The sequence below is a fragment of the Solilutibacter pythonis genome (assembly GCF_003697345.1).
In the GTDB taxonomy this organism is placed as follows: domain Bacteria; phylum Pseudomonadota; class Gammaproteobacteria; order Xanthomonadales; family Xanthomonadaceae; genus Solilutibacter; species Solilutibacter pythonis.
Map to the genome: position 1 here is coordinate 75,614 of NZ_RFLY01000002.1, position 20,459 is coordinate 96,072.

Sequence of the window (20,459 nt, forward strand, 5' to 3'; positions counted from 1 at the left end):
AGTCAGCCTGCGCGGGCGTCGAGGAGGTTGTCGCGGATCTGTTCGAGCAGACGGCGGAACTCGGCTTGCTCCCGTGGGCTCAGCCCGGCCTGGGCGCGTTCGAGCACGCGTTCGCCGCAGGCGCGCATCGAAGGCAGCAGTGCCACGGCGCTGGCATCCAGCTCGATCCGCAGTGCGCGGCGGTCGTCGGGGTCGGCCATCCGCCGCAGCAAGCCCTTGGCTTCGAGTTGGTCGAGCAGGCGGGTCATCGCGCCGGGATTGAGATCGGCCGCGCAGGCCAGCTCACTGGCGCTGGCTTGGCCCGTGCCGAGCTTCTTCAGCGTGATGTACTGACTGAAGGTCAACTCGTGGCCGGCCGCGGCCAGTTCGCTCTCCAGCGCCAGGCGCGAGAGGTCGCGCACCTGGCGAAGCAGGATGCCGAAGGCGGCGGCGTTGTCGGGGGAGGTCGGATTCATGGCCGGGCATTATGGTAGCCAATGCAATAGTTGTAAAGGCAAATATTTGGATGGCAACGGTCCGTTCCGCCGGCATGGGCATCTCTATCTCAATGTTGTTTCAGGATTACGTCGTAGACGAACTGGCTGCCGAAGAAGGCCAGTACCAAAAGGGCCATCGCCACCAGGGTCAGCCGTACCGCCTTGTTGCCGCGCCAACCCCAGCGCCAACGGCCGAACAGCAGCACGCCGAACACCAGCCACGACAGCAGGGAGAGCACGGTCTTGTGCGCTAGTTGCTGGCCGAACATATCCTGCACGAACAATGCGCCGGAGAGCAGCGCGCCGGAGAGCAGCGCGAAACCCAGCGCGATGGTGCGGAACAGGACGGTTTCCAGCTCGGTCAACGGTGGCAGGATGCGCAGCCAGCGGTGGAACTTGCGCCGGCGCAGGGCGCGTTCCTGCACCCACAGCAGGATCGCCAGCAGCGCGGCGATCGCCAGCGTGGCGTAGGACAGCAGCGCGCTCCAGGCATGCAGCTGCAATTGCCAGCCCAGTGCCATCGGGTGGGCGTTGCCGGTCAGGCGGTAGAGCAGGGCGAACATCGCCGACAGCGGGAACACGATCACCCCAAGCGCGGCCATCCTTCCCAGCGTTCCCATCAGCGTGGTCAGCGCGGCCATGCCGAGGGCGGCCAGCGAGAGCGCGGCGAAGAAATGCATGTCCGGCCCGTTCGCGATGCGCCAAGCCTCGGCATGCAGCTCGCCGTGGAAAACCATGGCGAGCACGGCCAATGGCAGCCAGCTGCGGTTGCCGTTGCGCTCCTGCTGGTTTAGCGAGGTGCCCAGCACGATGGCGGCGGCGAGGTAGAGGGCAATGGCGGCGAGCGCGACGATCATCCCCGCAGTTTCGCATGTCGCGTGTGCCGAAGTCAGCGGCCGTTATACTTCGCGCCTGCTTTCCGCCCCCTTCGCCATGTTCGAATCACTCACCGAGCGCCTGTCCGGCACCATCAACCGCCTGCGCGGCCGAGGCCGCCTGACCGAATCCAACATCACCGAAGCGTTGCGCGAGGTTCGCATCGCGCTGCTGGAGGCGGATGTCGCATTGCCGGTGGCGCAGGCGTTGATCCAGCGCATCAAGGTACGCGCGTTGGGCCAGGAAGTGCTGAAATCGCTGACGCCCGGCCAGCAGTTGATCAAGGTGGTGCGCGACGAGCTGACCAACGTGATGGGCGCGCAGGCCAACGAGCTGAACCTCAACGTGCCGGCCCCGGCGGTGATCCTGATGGCCGGCCTGCAAGGGGCGGGCAAGACCACCACGGTCGGCAAGCTGGCCAAGCACCTCAAGGAAAAGCGCAAGAAGAAGGTGATGGTGGTCAGCGCCGACGTTTACCGCCCGGCCGCGATCGCGCAGTTGCAGACCCTGGCCGGCCAGACCGGCGCCGAATTCTTCCCTTCCGATGAAACGCAGAAGCCGGAGGCCATCGTCCGCGCCGCCATCGATGCGGCGAAGAAATCGTTCGCCGACGTGCTGATCGTCGATACCGCCGGCCGCCTCGCCATCGACGAAGCGATGATGGCCGAGATCAAGGCGCTGCACGCGGCGGTAAGCCCGGTCGAAACCCTGTTCGTGGTCGATTCGATGACCGGCCAGGACGCCGCCAACACCGCCAAGGCGTTCAACGAGGCGCTGCCCTTGACCGGTGTGGTGCTGACCAAGACCGATGGCGACGCCCGTGGTGGCGCGGCGCTTTCGGTGCGCTACATCACCGGCAAGCCGATCAAATTCATCGGCATCGGTGAAAAGCCCGACGGCCTCGACGTGTTCCACCCCGACCGCGTCGCCAGCCGCATCCTCGACATGGGCGACGTCCTCTCGCTGGTCGAGCAGGTCGAAGCCAACGTCGACAAGGACAAGGCCGCCAAACTGGCCGAGAAGGTCGCCAAAGGCAAGAAATTCGACCTCAACGACATGCGCGACCAGCTTGAGCAGATGCAGAGCATGGGCGGCATCTCGGGGCTGATGGACAAGCTGCCGGGCATGGGCCAGATTCCGGATGCGGTCAAGAACCAGGTCACCGGCAGGGAAGTGCCGCGGATGATCGCCCTCATCAATTCGATGACGCCGAAAGAGCGCCGCAACCCGGCGCTGTTGAATGGCTCGCGCCGCGCCCGCGTGGCCCGTGGCTCTGGCCAGCAGCCGGCCGACGTCAACCGCCTGCTCAAGCAGTACCAGCAGATGGAAAAAATGATGGGCAAGCTGGGGCGTGGCGGCATGAAGGGCATGTTGCGCGGTATGCGCGGCATGATGGGCGGAGGCTTGCCGCCGATGCGCTGAGCGGCAACGCGCGCCGGGCGTGGCCATCGTGTGCCCGGCCCGTGTATGGCCGATGCGCCGCGCATCCGTTATCGTTAGTCGGGGCGCACGGGGATGGCGCAATAGGGGAGTCGCGAAATGGAATACCGCATCTGGCCGGACGCGCCGTCGCTGCCGCCCGGGCCTCCACCGTTGCCGGAATCGCACCATCGCCCGCAGTTCTCGGGGAGCGCGCGCGAGTTCTTTGGCATCTGGTTCGTCAACCTGCTCCTGTCGATCCTGACGCTCGGCATCTATTCCGCCTGGGCCAAGGTGCGTACCGAGCGCTATTTCTATTCCAATACCCGGCTGGCCGGCGCGGCGTTCGAATACATCGCCGACCCCATCGCCATCCTCAAAGGACGTCTCATCGCCTACGCGATCGTGATCGTGCTGGTGCTGAGCTCGCACTTCTTCAAATTGCTGTATCTCGCGCTCATCATGCTGGTGTTCGTGGCGATGCCGGCCTTCATCGTGTGGTCGCTGCGCTTCCGTGCCCGCAACTCGCTCTGGCGCGGCCTCGGTTTCCGTTTCGACCAACCGCTCGGCGATGGCTATATGCCGTTCTTCTTGTGGAAGATTCTGTCGAGCATCAGCCTGGGCCTGCTCTCGCCGGTGGCGCGGATGAAACAGCAGGAATTCGTGGTGGAAGGGCATCGTTACGGCGTCAAGCGCTTCCGTTTCCAGGGCGAGTTGGGCGATTACTACAAGGAATTCCTCGCCTCGCTGGCGCTTGGCGTCGCCGTGATGGTCGGTATCGGCGTGCTGACGGCGGTGATCGGCTTCTTCGTCAGGCAGGCCACGGGCATCAATGGCAGCGATGTACTGATTACCAGCCTCTTCATCGTGGTCGGCGCGTTCTATCTGCTGTTCTTCGTGCTGCTCGTCTTCCTGCGCGTGCGCTACACCAACCTGTTGTGGGGGAACGCCGCGCTCGGGCCGCATCGTTTCGAGTCCACCCTGCGTGCCCGCGAGGTGATCTGGATATACGCAAGCAATGCCCTGGCTATCGTGTTCAGCCTGGGGCTCGCGGTGCCGTGGGCGATGATCCGCCTGGCACGCTACCGCGCCCGGCACTGGACGCTGGTGGCGATGGGCGATCTTGACGATTTCGTCGCCTCTTCCGACATGCGCGTGCGCGCCACTGGCGCCGAACTGGTGGATGCCCTCGATACCGGATTCGACTTTGGACTCTGAAGCGCTCGACGCGCTGTGGTCTGACGGCCGCGCGAGTCGCGTCAGGCCGCTGCGTCTGTCGCGTGTCGGTTCGTTGCTGCGCGGCGAATCCGCCGATGGCGAGGTGCGCGAATGGCCGCTTGCCGACATCCGCATCAGCCCGCGGCTGGCGCGCACGCCACGCACGTTGGCGCTGCCCGACGGCGGCCGAATGGAGCTTGCCGATGCGCCGCTGCTGGATGTCTGGTTCCCGCGCGCGCCGAGCCGGATGGAGGCGCTGGCCGATTGGCTGGAGCGGCGGCGCTACGCCATTCTCGCCTCGGCGCTGCTGGTCGTGGCCGGCATCATTGGCTTCGTGCAGTTCGGCTTACCGTGGGGCGCGCATCGCATCGCCGAGCGTATCCCGCCCAGTGTCGAAAAAAACTCCAGCGATCAGGTGGTGCGGATTCTGGAACGCTTCCATGTGGAAGCCTCGAAACTGCCCAAAGCGCGTCAGGCGCGGTTAGCGGCGGCATTCCGCGAACTGGTGGCGGGCGAACCACGCGCCGGGCAGATGCGGTTGCATCTGGTCGATGCGTCGGATATCGGCCCCAATGCCTTCGCGTTGCCCGATGGCCGCATCTACCTGACCGACCAGTTGGTCGAACTGGCCAGGAACGACGATGAATTGCTCGCGGTGCTCGCGCACGAGGCCGGGCATCACGTCCACCGCCATGGTATGCGCGGGGCGATCGAAGGGGCTTCGGTCTTCGTCCTGGCCGGATTGCTGCTGGGCGATGCCTCGGGTTCCTCCCTGGCGGTGTCGTTGCCGGCCACTCTGCTCAGCAATGGTTTCTCGCGCGACCACGAACGCGAGGCCGACGCCTACGCCTTCGACTTGCTGAAGCGCCGGGGCCGCTCGCCGCGCGATTTCGCCACCCTGATGGCCCGGCTGAGCCAGGCCAACGGCAGCGATGATGGGGACATCGCCAGCTTCATCTCCACCCACCCCTCAAGCCAGGCGCGCATGCGTGCGGCGGAACAGGCGGCCAAGCCCTGATCGCTGGCCGCTTTTGACCGCCATCCGCCATTGCCGTTATACTTCGCGGCTTACCTCGGCACCCCGCCGACCGGGCTACACAGAGACAAGACAATGGTCAAGATTCGCCTTACCCGTGGCGGCGCCAAGAAGCGCCCCTTCTACCACATCATCGTCACCGACAGCCGCAGCGCCCGCGATGGTCGCAACATCGAGCGCGTCGGTTACTTCAACCCGGTGGCTTCCGGCAACGAGAAGCGGGTGGAAATGGACGTCGAGCGCGTCAAGCACTGGGTGGGCCACGGCGCCCAGATGACCGAGAAGGTCGGCGCGCTGTTCAAGGAAGCGCAGAAGACCCAGGCCGCCGCCTGATGCCGTGGGCGCATCCACCGCGCCCGCATCGATGACGGAAATCGGATGAACGCTTCCGTCGCTCCCTCCAAACGCATCCTGATCGGCAAGATCATGGGTGCGTTTGGCGTTCGTGGGGAGTTGAAAATCCAATCGCACACGGCGCCGGAGACGGCGATCTTCCGCTACCAGCCCTGGTGCCTGCGCGATGCCCACGGGAACGAGCGCGAAGTCGTGGGGGCGAAGGGGCGCGCCGCCGCCAAGGGCGTGGTGGCGACGCTGCCCGGCGTCGAGGACCGAGAGGCCGCCGAGGCGTTGCGCGGCGTCGAAATCCTCGTCCCACGCGAAGCGCTGCCGCCGCCGAAGCCCGGCGAGTACTACTGGGTCGACCTGGAAGGGCTGCGGGTGGAAACGGTCGAGGGCATCGCGCTCGGCATCGTCGATCACGTCTTTTCCACCGGCGCCAACGACGTGCTGAGCGTGCGCGGCGAGCGCGAGCGGATGATTCCCTTCGTCCAGCCCGATGTGGTGACGAAGGTGGACGTCGATGCCGGCTTGATCGTGGTCGACTGGGACCCCGATTTCTGAGGCGCGGCGATGCGCATCGATGTCCTCACCCTGTTTCCCGATTTCATCCGCCAAGCGGTTGCCTTCGGCGTGCTCGGGCGCGCCTGCGAGCGTGGCCTGTTGCAGGTCGAGGCGTGGAATCCGCGTGATTACGCCGAGGGCAATTATCGTCGCGTCGATGACCGTCCGTTCGGTGGTGGTCCCGGCATGGTCATGATGGTCGAGCCGCTTTCGCGCGCGTTGGCCGCCGCGCGTACCGCGGTGGAAGGCCCGGCCCACGTCATCCATCTCAGCCCGCAGGGCCGGCCGCTGATGCAGGCGAGGGTGCGCGAACTGGCGCTGATGCCGCGGCTCGTCCTCGTCGCCAGCCGCTACGAAGGCGTGGACGAACGCTTCATCGCGCGCGAGGTGGACGAAGAAATCTCGCTCGGCGACTATGTGCTTTCCGGCGGCGAACTGGGGGCGGCGGTGCTGGTCGATGCCATCGCCCGCTTGCAGGAAGGCGCTTTGAACGATGCCGAATCGGCCGCGCAGGACAGCTTCGAAAACGGATTGCTGGACTGCCCGCACTACACCCGGCCGCTTCGGCATTCTCATGGCGAGGTGCCGCCGGTGCTGCTGTCCGGCAACCATGCCGATATCGCCCGTTGGCGTCGCGAGCAATCCCTGGCGCGAACCCTCGCGCGCCGCCCCGACCTGCTGGAGACCGCGCCGCTGACCGCCGCCGATCGGCGCTGGCTGCAAGCGGCGGACGGGCAAGGTGGCGAATCCACCTAAGCGCCTGTTGCGGCGAGGAAAATCCGCTATACTTGGCGGCTTCGTTCCACCAGCCAGGACGCGGGTCCGCGTGCACTCGCGCCTATAAACCACAAATACACAGGCAAAACCATGAGCAAGCCCTCTCTGCACAACCTCATCAACGAGTTCGAATCGGCCCAGGCCGAACGCAAGCTGCCGGAATTCGGCCCGGGCGACACCGTCATCGTCAACGTCAAGGTCAAGGAAGGCAACCGCGAGCGCGTCCAGGCTTATGAAGGCGTGGTCATCGCCAAGAAGAACGCGGGCCTGAACTCCGCCTTCACCGTACGCAAGATCTCGCATGGTTATGGCGTCGAGCGCGTGTTCCAGAGCCACAGCGCCGCCATCGAGTCGGTCAAGGTCAAGCGCCGTGGCGCCGTGCGCGCCGGCAAGCTGTACTACCTGCGTGGCCTGGAAGGCAAGGCTGCCCGCATCCGTGAAGATCTGGCCGCCGTCGCTAAGGCCAAGGCCGAAGCCAAGGCTGCCGCTGCCGCTGCCGCCGAATAATTCGCCGTCTTACGCGATTGCCGCAACGGCCGCCCAAGGGCGGCCGTTTGCATTTTCGTGCGGTCGAACGTCGGGTGTGGCCGCCCTCCAAAACGTGGCTATTCGAAAGCCGAAGATTCAAGTGATGCTCCACGGCGCCGGCGGGGCGAAGCATTGCCATAGCTTACCGGGAGTGCCAGTGACAGAGTATCTGTCTGAATGGATGGCCGGGTTTTACCTGCACCGTTTATTGCCACTGGAAGTGATGCAATAACGTCTGCCGCGTGGGCGTGACGTACCGGTCATCTTCCGACGTTCGGTGGTAGGACGTTTCAATTCCCGCACCCATAAGATTATGCCCCCGGAGGCCGATGCGCCGCTATGTTTCAATTCTCATGCCGCAATGGTATGACGAGGCCGCACCCGTAGCAGAAAACTGGCTGATCTGTTTCAATTCCCATGCCCGCAATGGTATGACTTTGCAAACAACAAGTCCGCATTATCGCAATGCGTTTCAATTTCCACACTCGCGCGGGCCAAAGCAATTCCTGCCATTGGATCAGGTGCAGGATCGGTCGATGCCATTCGTGGCGCGATTCGAAGAATTAAGGCGTGTGTGCATTGTTCGAGGTTTCCCGAGGTTTGGCCCGTTGCTTGAGGCAGCCCGATAACAAGCACTTCCGTTGCAAGTTACCGTGTGCGATATCCATTGGGCTGGCTCGTCGGATGGCAAAGCTCTGAGTCACCCTTTTTTCTCATGGATGGAAACTTTCTGGCCGCGACTGTAATCGCCAACTGCTTTTCCGTTGGGGGACGCTCTTTGGTTGGCGGATGTTGGCCTGACGTACAAATGCTCGGTTGACGACTATTTGGCTACAGCAGGCGCCGTGTTTTGGTGATTGGAAAGTGTCTGGTTGCCCGGCTCCGTGCTGGCAGGGTTCCTCCCGTACATTGAGGTCATGCCCGCAACGGCCAGCAGTGTCAATAAACCAAGCTCGGAATATTTCCGGGTCATGCACAGGCTCCATCCACGCGTCTGGGAGCTTGAGCCAATCGCTCCCCCGCGAACAGGGATGCGTTGACCTCACGTATCAGGCGGCAGCGAAGTGCGTGATATGCAAACGGTCATTATCGATGTCCGCCAGAAAACGAGCCGGACCGCGCGATGCGGAGCTGGGGATCAACTCTGTGGCTTGATGCGATGAAGCGCGCAGAGCTTGTTGCCATCCGGGTCCCGGACATAAGCGAGGTAAAGCGGGCCAAAACCGCCCTGGCGCGGCCCGGGCGGGTCTTCGATCGATTGCCCGCCATTTGCGATCGCCGCTTCGTGGAAGGCGTGTACTTGCTCCGGGGAGTCGCATTTGAAGCCGATCGTTCCGCCATTGGCCGTGGTGGCCGCCTCGCCATTGATGGGTTCGGCGACGCAGAAGGTGCTTCCGTCGTTCTGGTAGAAAAGCCTTGTGTGTCCAGTGGGGGCTTGGTTGCGGAAAGGTTCACCCGCTCCCAATACGGCCAGCACCGCGTCGTAGAAACGTTTCGAGCGTTCGATGTCGTTGGAACCAACCATGACGTGACTAAGCATTCGTTCTCTCCTGTTTCAATGTGGGTTTCCAGCTTGCCAGGTATCAAATACGACAGTTGAAGTAGCCGCCATCAATCGGGCGTGGCGATACTCCATGTCTTCGATTCGCCCAGCCGCGAAGCCGAGAGCCAAGTGTGTGTCAGCGCGTGAACAAGGCCGTGAAGCGGGCCCGGCTTGAACGCATTATGGGGTGGCGCGGAATGGTAAGGGCCACCAAATTCATGTGTGGCGGCTAATTATCGTGACGACGCAGAAGGCGGTGCGCGGCCCAGAACACGCTGACGGGAACCAGTACGAAAACCGAAATGGAGATGATGATTGCAATCGTGCTGGGTATGCCGGCCCCAAATGACAGTGCAAAGGCCAGGCCGTTTACCGCGTTTGCCGGATTAATGGACGCAAGCAGCCCCGCGTTGTCGGGTGCGCCGGAGAATAGTAAACATAATGCAAGGAATGTCACGACTGATGCAATGAGTGAAATCGCCACGCTGCGTTTCATGAACCAATCTCCCTGGATGAGAAGCATATTGTGCCCGAATCAAGCCGCGCGGCGAAGCGGTACCGGCTTGAGTGCGCTGCTGGCACCCTAGCAGAGGCGCGTGGCAAAGTCACCAATGGCATGAGTGCGCTCCCCCGGTGCGGCCAGGGGAGGGAGGTGGGATCTTGCGATGTCTGGGCTGATGAACTGCGAGATGCCCGGAATTACTTGGCCGCGAGGGGTGGTCTGTTTTGGGGCGCGGGTGAAAAACAAGCGCGGGTATGCCCATCTATTCCGAATGGGTGGAGGCGTCGCCGGGATGGCGGTGGCCGCGCGGTGGCAAAGCGAGATTTGCCGCTGGAAGGGTATCTCGCAACGATGCTGGTGGTTGCGGCGAAGCTTGGCGCCTGACAAAGAGCTTGGCGGCAGTGAGACACGCCCGGATGTTTGCAGGATGCGGCGCGCGCGGCAGCGCCGGGATGGCTCTGCCGCCCAGGTATTCTCCAATTCAGGCGGTGTCGCCCTTCAGCAGGGTGATCAATCCGCGCGCGGTTTTCAGACGCGCTTCGGCATCGGGCAAGTCGAGAGTGGTGATGCGCAGTTTGTCCGGGCCGTCCATTCGATAATGTTTGGGCTGGCCCTGGATCAGCCGGATCACCGACATCGGGTCGACGTTCGGGGTTTTTTCGAACTGCACGCGGCCAGCGTTTTCGCCCAGTTCCAGTTTGCGGATGCCGAGCAGGGTCGATTGCTGTTTCAGCTCGGCAATGGCGAACAGGTTTTTGGCCGGGTCGGGCAGCAGACCGAATCGGTCGATCATTTCGACCTGGAGTTCGCGCAGCGCCTCCGCGTCGCGCGCGGCGCTGATGCGCTTGTACAGCGTGAGCCGGGCGTGGACGTCGGGCAAGTAGTCTTCGGGAATCAACGCGGGAACGTGCAATTCCACATCCGCGCCGCGGTGGTCGTGCGCATCGGCATCCGGCAGCTTGCCTTGCTTGATCGATTTGACCGCGCGTTCCAGCAGCTCGGTGTAGAGGCTGAATCCCACTTCGGCCATTTGTCCGCTTTGTTCCTCGCCAAGCAATTCGCCGGCGCCGCGGATTTCCAGGTCGTGGGTGGCGAGGGTGAAGCCGGCGCCGAGTTCGTCCATCGAACTGATGGCGTCGAGGCGTTTCCTTGCGTCCTCGCTGATCGACTTGCGCTCGGGAATCACCAGATAGGCGTAGGCGCGATGGTGTGAGCGACCGACACGTCCGCGCAACTGGTGCAATTGGGCCAGGCCGAATTTATCCGCGCGGTTGATGATGATGGTGTTGGCATTGGGAATGTCGATGCCGGATTCGATGATGGTGGAGGCGAGCAGCACGTTGAAGCGCTGCTTGTGGAAATCCAGCATCACTTGTTCCAGCTCGCGTTCGGGCATCTGGCCGTGGGCGATGCCGATGCGCGCTTCCGGCACCAATTCGGCCAGTTCGCGCTGCATGCGGCCGATGCTCTCGACGTCGTTGTGGAGGAAATAGAGCTGGCCGCCGCGCGCGAGTTCGCGCTGGAAGGCTTCGCGCAGGAGCGCGCTGTCCCAGGCGGTGACGAAGGTCTGCACGGCGAGGCGGTTGGCCGGCGGGGTGGCGATGATGGAGAGATCGCGCAGGCCGGCCATCGCCATGTTGAGTGTGCGCGGGATCGGCGTGGCGGTGAGCGTCAACAGGTGCACGTTGGCTCGCAAGGCTTTCAGCGCTTCTTTCTGGCGCACGCCGAAACGTTGCTCTTCATCGACGATGACCAGGCCCAGATCCTTGAAGCGCACGTCCGGCTGCAAGAGCTTGTGGGTGCCGACGATCACGTCGATCCCGCCGCCTTCGACCTTCTCCAACGCGGCCTTGGTGTCCTTGGCCGATTTGAAGCGCGAGAGCACTTCCACTTTCAAGGGCCAGTCGGCGAAGCGGTCGCGCAGCGTGCGGTAGTGCTGTTCGGCGAGCAGGGTGGTCGGTACCAGCACCGCGACCTGTTTACTGGCGGTGGCGGCGGCGAACGCGGCGCGCACGGCGACTTCGGTCTTGCCGAAGCCGACATCGCCGCAGACAACGCGGTCCATCGGCTGCGAGGAGGCGAGATCGCGGATCACCGCCTCGATGGCCGCGTGCTGGTCGGGCGTTTCCTCGAACGGGAAGCTGGCGGCGAAGGGTTCGTACATCGCGCGGTCGACATCGATGGCGATGCCGGCGCGGGCCCGCCGCTTGGCCTGGATGTCGAGGAGTTCGGCGGCGACGTCGCGCACCTTCTCGGCGGCTTTCTTCTTCGCCTTCGTCCATTGTTCGCCACCCAGGGAATGCAGCGGAGCGGTGTCGGGCGAGGCGCCGGAATAGCGGCTGACCAGGTGCAATTGGGCGACCGGCACGTACAGGCGGTCGCCCTTGGCGTATTCGATGTCGAGGTATTCGCCGCGCTCGCCGCCGGTCTCCAGCACGATGAGACCGCGATAGCGGCCGACGCCGTGGTCCTCGTGGACGATGGGCGAGCCTTCGCTCAGTTCGCCGAGGTCGCGGATGATCGCTTCCGGCGCGCTTCCGGCGCGTTTGCGGCGGCGCGGCTGGGCGGCGCGCTCGGGGAACAACTGGCGCTCGGTGAGGATCGCGCGCGCGGGCGCGTCGGTGGCGAAGCCGTCGTCGAGCGGGGCGACGGCGATGCCGAAACGTGCGCTGGCGGTGGTCTGCAAATCCGCCAGCACGTCCGGTTCCAGCCCGGCGGCGGCCAGCACTTCCAGCAGCGCTTCGCGGCGGCCGGGCGATTCCACGGCGATCACCACTTCGCCCGGGTAGCCGCGCAGGAAGGCTTTGAGCGCGGAAGCCGGCTCGGCGTGGTGTTCGGACAGCGGTAGGTTGGGGACGGTCTGGGCGCCGAGCGGATGTGCCTCGCCGTGGCGTGGATGGCCGCTGCCAAGCACCTCGATTCGCCGGCCCTCGTTCAGTTTTTCCCGCAGGGCGTTGGGGCTGAGGTAGAGCGCGGTGGGCGGCAAAAGCGGGCGTTCGGCATCGTGGCGGCGCTGCTCGTGGCGTTCGCCGGTCTGTAGCCAGAATTTTTCCGCCGCCTCGGCCACGCCCTCGGCGAGCAGCGGCAGGGTTTGTGGCGGCAGGTAGTCGAACAGGGTGGAGGTGCGCTCGCCATCGCGGCGCGGCGCGAAGAACAGCGGCAGCCACGCCTCGATGCCGGCCGGCGCCAGGCCATTTTTCAGATCCTGATAGAGCGCGGATTTGCGGGTATCGATGCCGTGTTCCTCGCGCAGCGACGCCAGCGCCCGTTCGCGGGATTCCTCGTCCATCGGCACTTCGCGGCCGGGCAGGAGGCGCACGGCCTCCACCTTGTCGGCCGAGCGCTGGGTCTCGGGGTCGAAAGCGCGGATCGAATCGATTTCGTCATCGAACAACTCGATGCGATAAGGCGTGGCGGTGCCCATCGGATAGACGTCGAGCAGGCCGCCGCGCACGGCGAAATCACCGGGGTCGAGCACTTGCGGGGCGTGACGGTAGCCGGCGGATTCGAGCCGGCGTTTCTCGGCATCGAGGTCGAGCCGGGCGCCGGTGCGGTAATCGAAGCTGCCGCCCACGACGTGCGAGACCGGGGCGAGCCGTTGCAGCAGCGTCTGCACCGGCACGATGACGACGCCGCGCGTCTGCGCCGGCAATGCGTGCAGGGTGGCGAGCCGCTGGGAAACGATGTCCGGGTGCGGGCTGAAGCTGTCGTAGGGCAGGGTTTCCCAGTCGGGGAAGGGCAGGACCGGAAGGGCGGCGTCGGGGCCGATCAGCGTGCGCAGATCGGCTTCGATCTGGTGCGCCTGATGATTGTCGGCGGTGACGACCAGGAGCGGCCCGGCGTGGGCGTGGGCGCGGGCGGCTTGCAGGATGGCCCAGGCCAGGCCCGAGGGGCTGCCGGGCGCGCGCCACCAGGCGCGGGCATGCCCGGCCTGCGGCAGCAAGGGGGAGAAATCGGGGAGGGACGACATGGGCCGCGCAGTTTACCGTTTGCGGCTCAGCCCTGTTCCTCGTCCGGGTGCTGTTCGTGAAGATCCAGCACCACCCGGAACAGGCCGGGAGTGTCCTGGTCGCGCTGGCGGGTGAAGCCCAGCGATTCGCACAGGGCCAGCATCGGCTGGTTCTGGTCGAAGACATCGCCCCACAGCCGCTCGACTTTTTGTCCGCGCGCCCAGCGCACCAGCCGCAACATGAGATGGCGGCCCAGGCCCATCGCCCGCACGTACTTGCTGACCAGGATCGAATATTCGGCATCGCGGGTGCCGGGGATCAGGAACACCCGGCCAACCGCGCCGACCAGCGCCTCCCCGACCGGATAAGGCTCGGCCGCGACCAGGGCGAATTCGGTACGCGGGTCGGGGTGGGTCAGCCGACGCACGTCGGCGTCGGACAGGTTCTGCACGGTGTGCAGGTAGCGGTTGCGGATTTCATCCGGCTCCAGCAGGCCGAAGGAGGCTTGGATCGGCGGGCCGTCCTCGGGGCGGATGGGGCGGATCAAGATCTCCCGCCCATTGGGCAGGCAGAACGATTCGTGCCAGGGGGGCAGGCGGTTGCGTGCGACCATGGCGCCTATCCTGCCACGAAATGGCGTGATGGATTGTTCACTCCGGGGAGCGGTTCAGTGGGCCGCCGCCGCGCAGGCGCTGGAACAGTTGCACCCCGGCAAGCACGATGACGCCGGCCACCACGCCCACCAGGGCGCCGAGCAGGGCGTTCCACAGCCAGCCCGGCGGAATGTGCGAGGCCGCTTCGCTCAGGGGGTGCAGGGCCGGGATGCCGTGTACCAGGATGCCGCCGCCGACCAGGAACATCGCCGCGGTGCCGGCCACCGAGAGGCCCTTCATGAGCCAGGGTGCGCCGGTCAGGATGCCGCGCCCGATCGCCGCGCCGATGCCTTGCGTGCGGCGGCCATGAGCGGTGAGGCGCAGGCCGAGATCGTCCAATTTCACGATCAGGCCGACCAGGCCATATACGCCGACCGTCATCAGCAGCGAAATGGCGACCAGCACGCCGACTTGCTTCATGAAGGCCGCGTTGGCCACCGTGCCCAGTGAGATCACGATGATCTCGGCGGAGAGGATGAAATCGGTGCGGATCGCGCCCTTGATCTTGTCCCGCTCGTAGTTCGTCCGACTGGCCTCATCGGCCATCTGCGCGGTGAGGTCGGTCTCGTGGCGGGGCCCGTCCTCGCGCTTGCGCAGGAACTTGTGCGCCAGTTTCTCCACGCCTTCGAAGCATAGGTAGGCGCCGCCGATCATCAACAGTGGCGTGATCAGCGCAATGTCGATGCCACGGGCGCGCAGCCAGCGCTCCAGCGCGGCGATGGCGAGCGCCGCCGGCACCAGGATCGCCTTGTTGAGCAGCGAGCCTTTCGCCACCGCCCAGACCACCGGCAGTTCGCGGTCGGCCTGGATGCCGGTGACCTGCTGGGCGTTGAGGGCGAGGTCGTCGCCCAGCACGCCGGCGGTCTTGCGCGCGGCCACTTTGGTCATCACCGAGATGTCGTCGAGGAGGGTGGCGATGTCGTCGAACAGGGCGAAGAAGCTGGAGGCCATGGGCGGTGATCGGTTGGGAGGATGAGGACGCAGGGGCAATGTCGGGGGCGGAAGAAAGCCGGGCCGGCGGCCCGGGTGTCGGGGAGTATCCGATATCGGCGTGCGGGGGATGTATCCGGCGCCGCATCTCGACGCCGGGGGCGGCGCGAGTCCGCCCGGGCGATGCGGGGGCGTGGCTCAGTCCCGCCGCAGCCATTCCAGCCGCGCGCGGCCTCGGCCGTCTTCGCCCAGCGCCGAGGCGAGCGCGGCCAGGGCCGGTCGCAGGGTTTCGTCGAAGCGCCAGGGCGCGTTCCAGACGATCAGGCCGCTGCCGTTCATCCGCAGCGGGGAGTCGTCCGGGCGCACCAGCAGTTCCAGGCACAACACCGACTTGGCCGCCAGCCGGGCGGCGCGGCGGTGGAAGGCGACCAGCGTGCGCGATTGCTTGATGGGGTACCAGAGCGCGTATACGCCCTGTGGCCAGCGCGCCAGGGCGTCGGCGAGCGCTGCGAGCGCGGTGTCGAATTCGGCGGCTTGCGCCTCGTAGGGCGGGTCGGTCAGCACCAGCCCCCGGTTCAGGCGAAGGCCGCCCGGCTTGGGCGGCAGCAGTGCCTTCATCGCCGCATAGCCGTCGCGGGCATGGAGGGCGATGCGCGGATCGTTGGCGACGTTGGCCTTCAGTAGCGCCGCTTCGTCCGGTTGCAGTTCGCAGGCGGCGATACGGTCGCCGGCGCGCAGCGCGTGGGCCAGCAGCCAGGGCGAGCCGGGGTAGGCGTCCTCGCCGTGGGCTTGGCGGCAGGCGGTGATGGCGGCGAGATAGCGGTCGATGGCCGGGTCGAGGCCGGGCCGCAGCCGGCCGATGCCGCCGGTGGCCTCGCCGGTGAGCAGCGCGTCCGCGCCGGCCAGCCGATACAGGCCGCGCCCGCCGTGGGTATCCAGCGCGAACAGCGCGGCCGGCTTGGCCGTCAGCGCATCGCAGAGCGCGAGCAGGGCGACGTGCTTGAGAACATCGGCGTGGTTGCCGGCGTGGAAGCTGTGGCGGTAGTTCATCGGTGCATTTTCTCATCCACTTCGCGCCGGCCACACAAACCGGGCGCGGCCGCCGGTTAGCATGCGGCCATGCCGACGATCCTGCTTGCCGAAGACGAATCCGCCATTGCCCAGGCGGTGTTGTTCGCGTTGCGCGCCGAGGGCTGGCAGGCCGAGCACGTGATGCTGGGTAACGAAGTGCTGCCGAGGCTGCGGCGTGGCGGGGTCGATCTGGTGATCCTCGATGTCGGGCTGCCGGATATCAGCGGCTTCGAGGTCTGCCGCGCGTTGCGGGTCGAAAACCCATTGCCGGTGATCTTCCTCACCGCCCGCGATGGCGAGGTGGATCGCGTGCTGGGGCTGGAACTGGGGGCCGACGACTACGTGCCGAAGCCCTTTTCGCCGCGTGAACTGGTGGCGCGGGTGCGGGCGAGGTTGCGGCGGGTGGCGCCGGTGCCGGCGGGCGGCTGGCGCGCGCACGGCCGCTTCGGCATCGACGAATCCGGCCACCGCATCCGTTTCGATGGATGGGTACTCGACCTGACCCGCTACGAATACGGCCTGCTCGCGGCGTTGCTGTCGCGGCCGGGCGCGGTGCTGACCCGCGCCCAGCTAATGGACAGGGTTTGGGAGGACGCCCCGGACAGCGGCGAGCGCACCGTGGATACCCACGTCAAGACCGTGCGCGCCAAATTGCGCGAGATCGCGCCGGAGAGCGATCCGATCCGCACCCATCGCGGCATCGGTTATGCGCTGGATACCGACGGGCGGGGAGCGCACGGCTGAGATGCGCATCGGCCTGCGGGTGCTGTTCGGCTATTTCCTGATCGTCGCGCTGGCGGCGGTGCTGATCGCCCAGGTGTTCGTGCAGCAGATCAAGCCGGGCGTGCGCCAGGCGATGGAGGACACGCTGATCGACACCGCCAACCTGCTGGCGGAGCTGGCGGCGGCCGATCTGAAGGCCGGGCGCATCGCCGAGGGCTCGTTCTCCGCCGCGGTGCGGGCGAACCAGTTGCGCGAGGTGGGCGCCGAGATCTACGGCTTCAGCAAGCGGCGCACCTCGTACCGGGTGATCGTGACCGACGCGCGCGGCATCGTGGTGTTCGATTCCGAAGGCCGCGCGCTGGGGCGTGACCATTCGCGCTGGCGCGATGTCCATCTGACCTTGCGTGGCCGCTACGGCGCGCGCTCCAGCCCGGAAACGCCGGGCGGCGAGCACTCGGTGATGCACGTCGCCGCGCCGGTGCTCGATAGCGGTCGGATCATCGGCGTGCTGACGGTGGCCAAGCCGAACCGGATCGTGGCGCCGTTCATCGAGCGCAGCCAGAAGAAGGTGAGGGAGGCCGGTATCGCCCTGCTGGCGGGGGCGTTGGCGGTCGGCATCGCGGTGGCGTGGTGGATTGCCAGCCAGCTTTCGCGCCTGCGCCGCTACGCCGATGCGGTGACGCGCGGCGAACGCGCCACCCTGCCGAAGGCGCATGGCGAGTTTGGCGCGCTGGGACGGGCGCTGGCGACGATGCGCGAGAAACTGGAAGGCAAGCAATATGTCGAGGAATACGTCCACGCGCTGACCCACGAGCTGAAAAGCCCGCTGGCGGCGATCCGCGGCAGCGCCGAACTGCTGGAAGAACAGGGTGGCCGTATGAGCGCGACCGAGCGCGCCGGCTTCATCCGGGCCATCCGCGAGCAGGGGGAGCGATTGGCGCAGATGGTGGACAAATTGCTGGCGCTGGCGGCGGTGGAGCATCGCCAGGGAATCGACGCGCCCCAGCGGGTCGGGCTGGACGATTTGCTGGCGGAGGCCGCGAGCGATTGCGCGTCGCGGGCGCATGCCGCCGGCGTCGTCATGGTCATCGAGGCGGAGGACGGGCTGACGGTCGAGGGCGACCGTTTCCTGTTGCGTCAGGCGGTGGGCAACCTGATCGACAACGCCATCGCCTTCTCGCCAGCCGGCGCGCGGGTGGAAGTGACGGCGCGGCGCGAGGGGGCGCGCGTCGTCATCGCCGTGCGCGATTACGGGGCGGGTGTGCCGGATTACGCGATGGGGCGGGTGTTCGACCGCTTCTATTCGCTGGCGAGGCCGGGTGGTGGCAGCCGCAGCAGCGGGCTGGGCTTGCCTTTCGTGGCGGAGGTGGCGGCGCTGCACGGCGGCGAAACGGCCTTGAGGAACGCGGAGGGCAGCGGCGCGCGGGCCGCGCTGGCGTTGCCGGTTGCCTGAGGCTGGCTGGACATCACCCGGTTGCGGCCGGCGTGCTTGGCGCGGTAGAGCGCCTTGTCGGCGCGGCGCAGAACGTCATCGGCCAGACCGTCGCCCTGCTCGAAGTAGCTGACGCCCCCGCTGACGGTGACGCCGCCGTAGCTGTCGGCCAACTGGGCGCGGATGCGGCTGCATAGGCGTTCGGCGACGAGCAGGCAGGCTTCGCCACTGGTATTGCCGAGCAGCAGGACGAATTCGTCGCCGCCGATGCGCGCGCCGAGGTCGCTTTCGCGCATTAACTGCTGGCAGATGCGCGCCACCTGGCGGATGGTGTCGTCGCCGGCGGCGTGGCCGTAGGCGTCGTTGATGCATTTGAACAGGTCGATGTCGAAATAGATGATGCTCGACGGAATACCCGCGCGTTGGAACAGGATGAATTGCTGGTTGAGCCGGTCCATCAGATGGCGGCGGTTGGCCAGCCCGGACAGCTCGTCGGTCTCGTTGAGGGTGCGTAGGCGTTTTTCCATCTGATAGCGTGTGCTGATGTTGCGGGCGACCCAGATCACCGCGTCTTCGCCATCCATCTGGAACGGTAGCGCCTGGATGCGGCCCTCGAACCAGATCGAACCGCTCGGCCTGCCCAGCAGGGCGGGCGGCAGGTCGTTCTCGGTGAGTTCGTATTCCACTACCTGCAATCGCTGCTTATCGAGCGTGTCGGCGATGCATTGCAGGCACCACTGGGCTTTTTCGTCGGAAAACACCTCGGTGAGCCGTTTGTCGATCAGCCAGCGGGTCTCGCGGTAGTAGCGCTCGTCGGTGCCTCCGTAGATCGCGGCGTAGCGGCCGCTGCGGGTCAGCACGAAGGTGGGGTCTGGCATGGCATTGAGAATGGCCAGGAGTTGGTTGGCGAGTTGTTGTGGCATGGGCCGTCCGCTCCCCGGCGGTCTTTATCCGATTTTAGCAATTGCCGCCGAGGCTCAAAACGCCTGCGAATGGTGGGCCCGGCCGCTTCATGGTGGCTTCACCGTGGCCCCATCGTCGCTCCCCGGTGGTGGCCGATGCTGCCGGGCAATTCCATGACCGGAGATTCCCGATGCGATTGTGGCTCAAGATCGCGGTGGCGGCGGCGATGACGCTGGCCATCCTCGTTCCCCTGATGATGATTTTCGGCGTGATTCAGGAGCGCCAGCGCTACCGCCAGGAGGTGGTGCTCGATATCGCCCGCAACGTCGGGCAGGCGCAGACCCTGGCCGGGCCGGTGCTGGTGGTGCCGTACGTCGATACGGTCGAGAAGGAAACGACCGACGACAAGGGCGCGACCCGGCGGGTGCGCGAGCAGCGCGAGCTGCGTGAATATTTCTTCCCGGAAACGCTGAAATCCGGCGGCGTGCTGACGCCATCGATCCACGCGCGCGGCCTGCACGCGGTACGCACCTACCACTGGCGGGGCGAACTGGCGGCCGGTTTCGATGTCACCCTGCCGATAGCGCCGGCCGGCGTGGAGCGTCGGCTCGGTCAGCCCTATCTGTCCTGGGGCATTGCCGACGTGCGTGGCCTGCGCGGCACGCCGGTGGTCGAGGTCGATGGTCGCAAGGTGTCGCCGCGGCAAGGTAGCGGCGTGGCCGGTCGCGCCGGGTTGCACGTCGTGCTGCCCGCCGTCGCGCCGGGGCGGGCGATGAAGTTCGGTACCCGTCTCGCCATCACCCTGGCCGGCACCGAGCGTTTCGGCATCCTGCCGCTGGCGCGCAGCAATGACATCGTCCTGAAATCGGACTGGGAACATCCGAGTTTCTCCGGCATCCTGCCCCGCCACGACATCAACCCGCAGGGCTTCGACGCGTATTGGCAGGTCGATGCGCTGGCCACCGACGCCCAGCAGCGCTGGAGGGAGGGCGATTGGGTGGATGATTCGCGGGATGTCGCCCGTGTCGTGCTGGTCGATCCGGTCAATCCCTATCTGATGGCCGAGCGCGCCACCAAATACGGCGTACTGTTCGTCGCGCTGACCTTCGCCGGCTTTTTCATGTTCGAGCTGATCCGGCAGGTGCGCGTCCACCCGATCCAGTACGGCTTGGTCGGCCTCGCCATCGCCATCTTCTTCCTGCTCCTGCTCAGCCTGTCCGAGCACATCGCCTTTGGCTGGGCCTACCTCGCCGCGGCCAGCGCCTGCGTCGGCCTGATCGGCTTCTATCTGAGCGCGGTGCTTGGGGGGATCGGCCGTGGGCTCGGTTTCGCGGCGATGCTGGCCACGCTCTACGCCGCGCTCTATGGGCTGTTGTTGATGGAGGACAACGCGCTGGCTGTCGGTTCCGGCCTGCTGTTCGTGATCCTGGCCGCGATCATGGTGGCGACCCGCAAGATGGACTGGTACGCGCTTGGCGGCGGGCGCCTGCCGCCGCCGTTGTCGCCGGGTTGAACGATGCGG

At 66.0% G+C, this 20,459-nt stretch carries 18 protein-coding genes and 1 pseudogene; 10 read left to right on the plus strand and 9 right to left on the minus strand.

What is annotated here, in order from left to right; translation table 11 throughout:
- Window positions 1–2 precede the first annotated feature (2 nt).
- Together EBB59_RS01795 and EBB59_RS01800 are read right to left on the minus strand one after the other, a co-directional pair.
- Window positions 3–455, minus strand: a complete 453-nt coding sequence (locus tag EBB59_RS01795) for a MarR family winged helix-turn-helix transcriptional regulator (RefSeq protein ID WP_122100439.1) — start codon at window positions 453–455, stop codon at window positions 3–5.
- Window positions 456–544: 89 nt separating this feature from the next.
- Window positions 545–1,333 (minus strand): cytochrome C assembly family protein, encoded by a 789-nt coding sequence (locus EBB59_RS01800; protein ID WP_122100440.1) that lies wholly within the window; start codon window positions 1,331–1,333, stop codon window positions 545–547.
- A gap of 76 nt (window positions 1,334–1,409) precedes the next feature.
- Here EBB59_RS01800 and ffh point away from each other — a divergent pair, with 76 nt between their 5' ends.
- From ffh to rplS, 7 genes are all read left to right on the plus strand, one after another.
- Entirely contained in the window at window positions 1,410–2,774 is a 1,365-nt protein-coding gene (gene ffh, locus EBB59_RS01805; protein ID WP_122100565.1) for a signal recognition particle protein, read from the plus strand.
- Window positions 2,775–2,891: 117 nt separating this feature from the next.
- Entirely contained in the window at window positions 2,892–3,989 is a 1,098-nt protein-coding gene (locus tag EBB59_RS01810; protein ID WP_122100441.1) for a YjgN family protein, read from the plus strand.
- A complete protein-coding gene (locus EBB59_RS01815) occupies window positions 3,979–5,007 on the plus strand; it encodes a M48 family metallopeptidase (protein WP_158601685.1) in 1,029 nt (342 codons plus the stop codon). Before EBB59_RS01810 ends, EBB59_RS01815 begins: the two co-directional genes overlap by 11 nt.
- Before the next feature lie 93 nt (window positions 5,008–5,100).
- Window positions 5,101–5,358, plus strand: a complete 258-nt coding sequence (gene rpsP / locus EBB59_RS01820; protein WP_122100443.1) for a 30S ribosomal protein S16 — start codon at window positions 5,101–5,103, stop codon at window positions 5,356–5,358.
- 45 nt (window positions 5,359–5,403) lie between these two features.
- Window positions 5,404–5,925, plus strand: a complete 522-nt coding sequence (gene rimM, locus EBB59_RS01825; protein WP_122100444.1) for a ribosome maturation factor RimM — start codon at window positions 5,404–5,406, stop codon at window positions 5,923–5,925.
- Window positions 5,926–5,934: 9 nt separating this feature from the next.
- Window positions 5,935–6,681, plus strand: coding sequence for a tRNA (guanosine(37)-N1)-methyltransferase TrmD (trmD, locus tag EBB59_RS01830; protein ID WP_122100445.1), 747 nt, complete (start codon window positions 5,935–5,937; stop codon window positions 6,679–6,681).
- Window positions 6,682–6,792: 111 nt separating this feature from the next.
- Entirely contained in the window at window positions 6,793–7,209 is a 417-nt protein-coding gene (gene rplS / locus EBB59_RS01835; RefSeq protein ID WP_122100446.1) for a 50S ribosomal protein L19, read from the plus strand.
- Between the two features lie 1,159 nt (window positions 7,210–8,368).
- Here rplS and EBB59_RS01840 read toward each other — a convergent pair.
- The 6 genes from EBB59_RS01840 to EBB59_RS01865 all read right to left on the minus strand — a co-directional run bounded on the left by EBB59_RS01840 (window position 8,369) and on the right by EBB59_RS01865 (window position 15,858).
- Window positions 8,369–8,770 carry a VOC family protein gene (locus EBB59_RS01840; RefSeq protein WP_122100447.1) on the minus strand — a complete coding sequence of 134 codons (402 nt, stop codon included), beginning with the start codon at window positions 8,768–8,770 and terminating at the stop codon, window positions 8,369–8,371.
- Window positions 8,771–9,002: 232 nt separating this feature from the next.
- The gene (locus tag EBB59_RS01845) at window positions 9,003–9,269 is read right to left on the minus strand and encodes a hypothetical protein (protein ID WP_147455481.1); all 267 of its coding nucleotides are present in this window, start codon (window positions 9,267–9,269) and stop codon (window positions 9,003–9,005) included.
- A gap of 487 nt (window positions 9,270–9,756) precedes the next feature.
- Window positions 9,757–13,245, minus strand: a complete 3,489-nt coding sequence (gene mfd, locus EBB59_RS01850) for a transcription-repair coupling factor (protein WP_122100449.1) — start codon at window positions 13,243–13,245, stop codon at window positions 9,757–9,759.
- Between the two features lie 26 nt (window positions 13,246–13,271).
- On the minus strand, window positions 13,272–13,838 hold the full coding sequence (locus tag EBB59_RS01855) for a GNAT family N-acetyltransferase (RefSeq protein ID WP_122100450.1): 567 nt from the start codon (window positions 13,836–13,838) through the stop codon (window positions 13,272–13,274).
- Window positions 13,839–13,875: 37 nt separating this feature from the next.
- Window positions 13,876–14,829, minus strand: a complete 954-nt coding sequence (locus EBB59_RS01860) for a DUF808 domain-containing protein (protein WP_122100451.1) — start codon at window positions 14,827–14,829, stop codon at window positions 13,876–13,878.
- Window positions 14,830–15,006: 177 nt separating this feature from the next.
- A complete protein-coding gene (locus EBB59_RS01865; RefSeq protein WP_122100452.1) occupies window positions 15,007–15,858 on the minus strand; it encodes a 23S rRNA (adenine(2030)-N(6))-methyltransferase RlmJ in 852 nt (283 codons plus the stop codon).
- A 69-nt stretch (window positions 15,859–15,927) separates the two neighbouring features.
- Here EBB59_RS01865 and creB point away from each other — a divergent pair, with 69 nt between their 5' ends.
- Window positions 15,928–16,623: a two-component system response regulator CreB gene (gene creB / locus EBB59_RS01870; RefSeq protein ID WP_122100453.1), complete on the plus strand. Its 696-nt coding sequence runs from the start codon at window positions 15,928–15,930 to the stop codon at window positions 16,621–16,623.
- A gap of 1 nt (window position 16,624) precedes the next feature.
- Entirely contained in the window at window positions 16,625–18,055 is a 1,431-nt protein-coding gene (gene creC / locus EBB59_RS01875) for a two-component system sensor histidine kinase CreC (protein WP_122100454.1), read from the plus strand.
- A gap of 20 nt (window positions 18,056–18,075) precedes the next feature.
- Here creC and EBB59_RS14455 read toward each other — a convergent pair.
- Window positions 18,076–18,957: pseudogene (locus tag EBB59_RS14455) on the minus strand (GGDEF domain-containing protein); the annotation flags it as partial.
- Between the two features lie 170 nt (window positions 18,958–19,127).
- On the opposite strand from EBB59_RS14455, the gene creD reads away from it, so the two are divergent.
- A complete protein-coding gene (gene creD, locus EBB59_RS01885) occupies window positions 19,128–20,450 on the plus strand; it encodes a cell envelope integrity protein CreD (RefSeq protein WP_158601686.1) in 1,323 nt (440 codons plus the stop codon).
- Window positions 20,451–20,459: the final 9 nt, after the last annotated feature.

Bases quoted from the DNA above. Each gene is read 5' to 3' on its own strand.
- EBB59_RS01800 (WP_122100440.1), bottom strand. From the start codon at position 1,333: ATGATCGTCGCGCTCGCCGCCATTGCCCTCTACCTCGCCGCCGCCATC.
- EBB59_RS01840 (WP_122100447.1), bottom strand. From the start codon at position 8,770: ATGCTTAGTCACGTCATGGTTGGTTCCAACGACATCGAACGCTCGAAA.
- EBB59_RS01865 (WP_122100452.1), bottom strand. From the start codon at position 15,858: ATGAACTACCGCCACAGCTTCCACGCCGGCAACCACGCCGATGTTCTC.
- rpsP (WP_122100443.1), top strand. From the start codon at position 5,101: ATGGTCAAGATTCGCCTTACCCGTGGCGGCGCCAAGAAGCGCCCCTTC.
- EBB59_RS01810 (WP_122100441.1), top strand. From the start codon at position 2,892: ATGGAATACCGCATCTGGCCGGACGCGCCGTCGCTGCCGCCCGGGCCT.
- ffh (WP_122100565.1), top strand. From the start codon at position 1,410: ATGTTCGAATCACTCACCGAGCGCCTGTCCGGCACCATCAACCGCCTG.
- trmD (WP_122100445.1), top strand. From the start codon at position 5,935: ATGCGCATCGATGTCCTCACCCTGTTTCCCGATTTCATCCGCCAAGCG.
- EBB59_RS01855 (WP_122100450.1), bottom strand. From the start codon at position 13,838: ATGGTCGCACGCAACCGCCTGCCCCCCTGGCACGAATCGTTCTGCCTG.
- mfd (WP_122100449.1), bottom strand. From the start codon at position 13,245: ATGTCGTCCCTCCCCGATTTCTCCCCCTTGCTGCCGCAGGCCGGGCAT.
- EBB59_RS01795 (WP_122100439.1), bottom strand. From the start codon at position 455: ATGAATCCGACCTCCCCCGACAACGCCGCCGCCTTCGGCATCCTGCTT.
- rplS (WP_122100446.1), top strand. From the start codon at position 6,793: ATGAGCAAGCCCTCTCTGCACAACCTCATCAACGAGTTCGAATCGGCC.
- EBB59_RS01845 (WP_147455481.1), bottom strand. From the start codon at position 9,269: ATGAAACGCAGCGTGGCGATTTCACTCATTGCATCAGTCGTGACATTC.
- creD (WP_158601686.1), top strand. From the start codon at position 19,128: ATGCGATTGTGGCTCAAGATCGCGGTGGCGGCGGCGATGACGCTGGCC.
- rimM (WP_122100444.1), top strand. From the start codon at position 5,404: ATGAACGCTTCCGTCGCTCCCTCCAAACGCATCCTGATCGGCAAGATC.
- creB (WP_122100453.1), top strand. From the start codon at position 15,928: ATGCCGACGATCCTGCTTGCCGAAGACGAATCCGCCATTGCCCAGGCG.
- EBB59_RS01860 (WP_122100451.1), bottom strand. From the start codon at position 14,829: ATGGCCTCCAGCTTCTTCGCCCTGTTCGACGACATCGCCACCCTCCTC.
- creC (WP_122100454.1), top strand. From the start codon at position 16,625: ATGCGCATCGGCCTGCGGGTGCTGTTCGGCTATTTCCTGATCGTCGCG.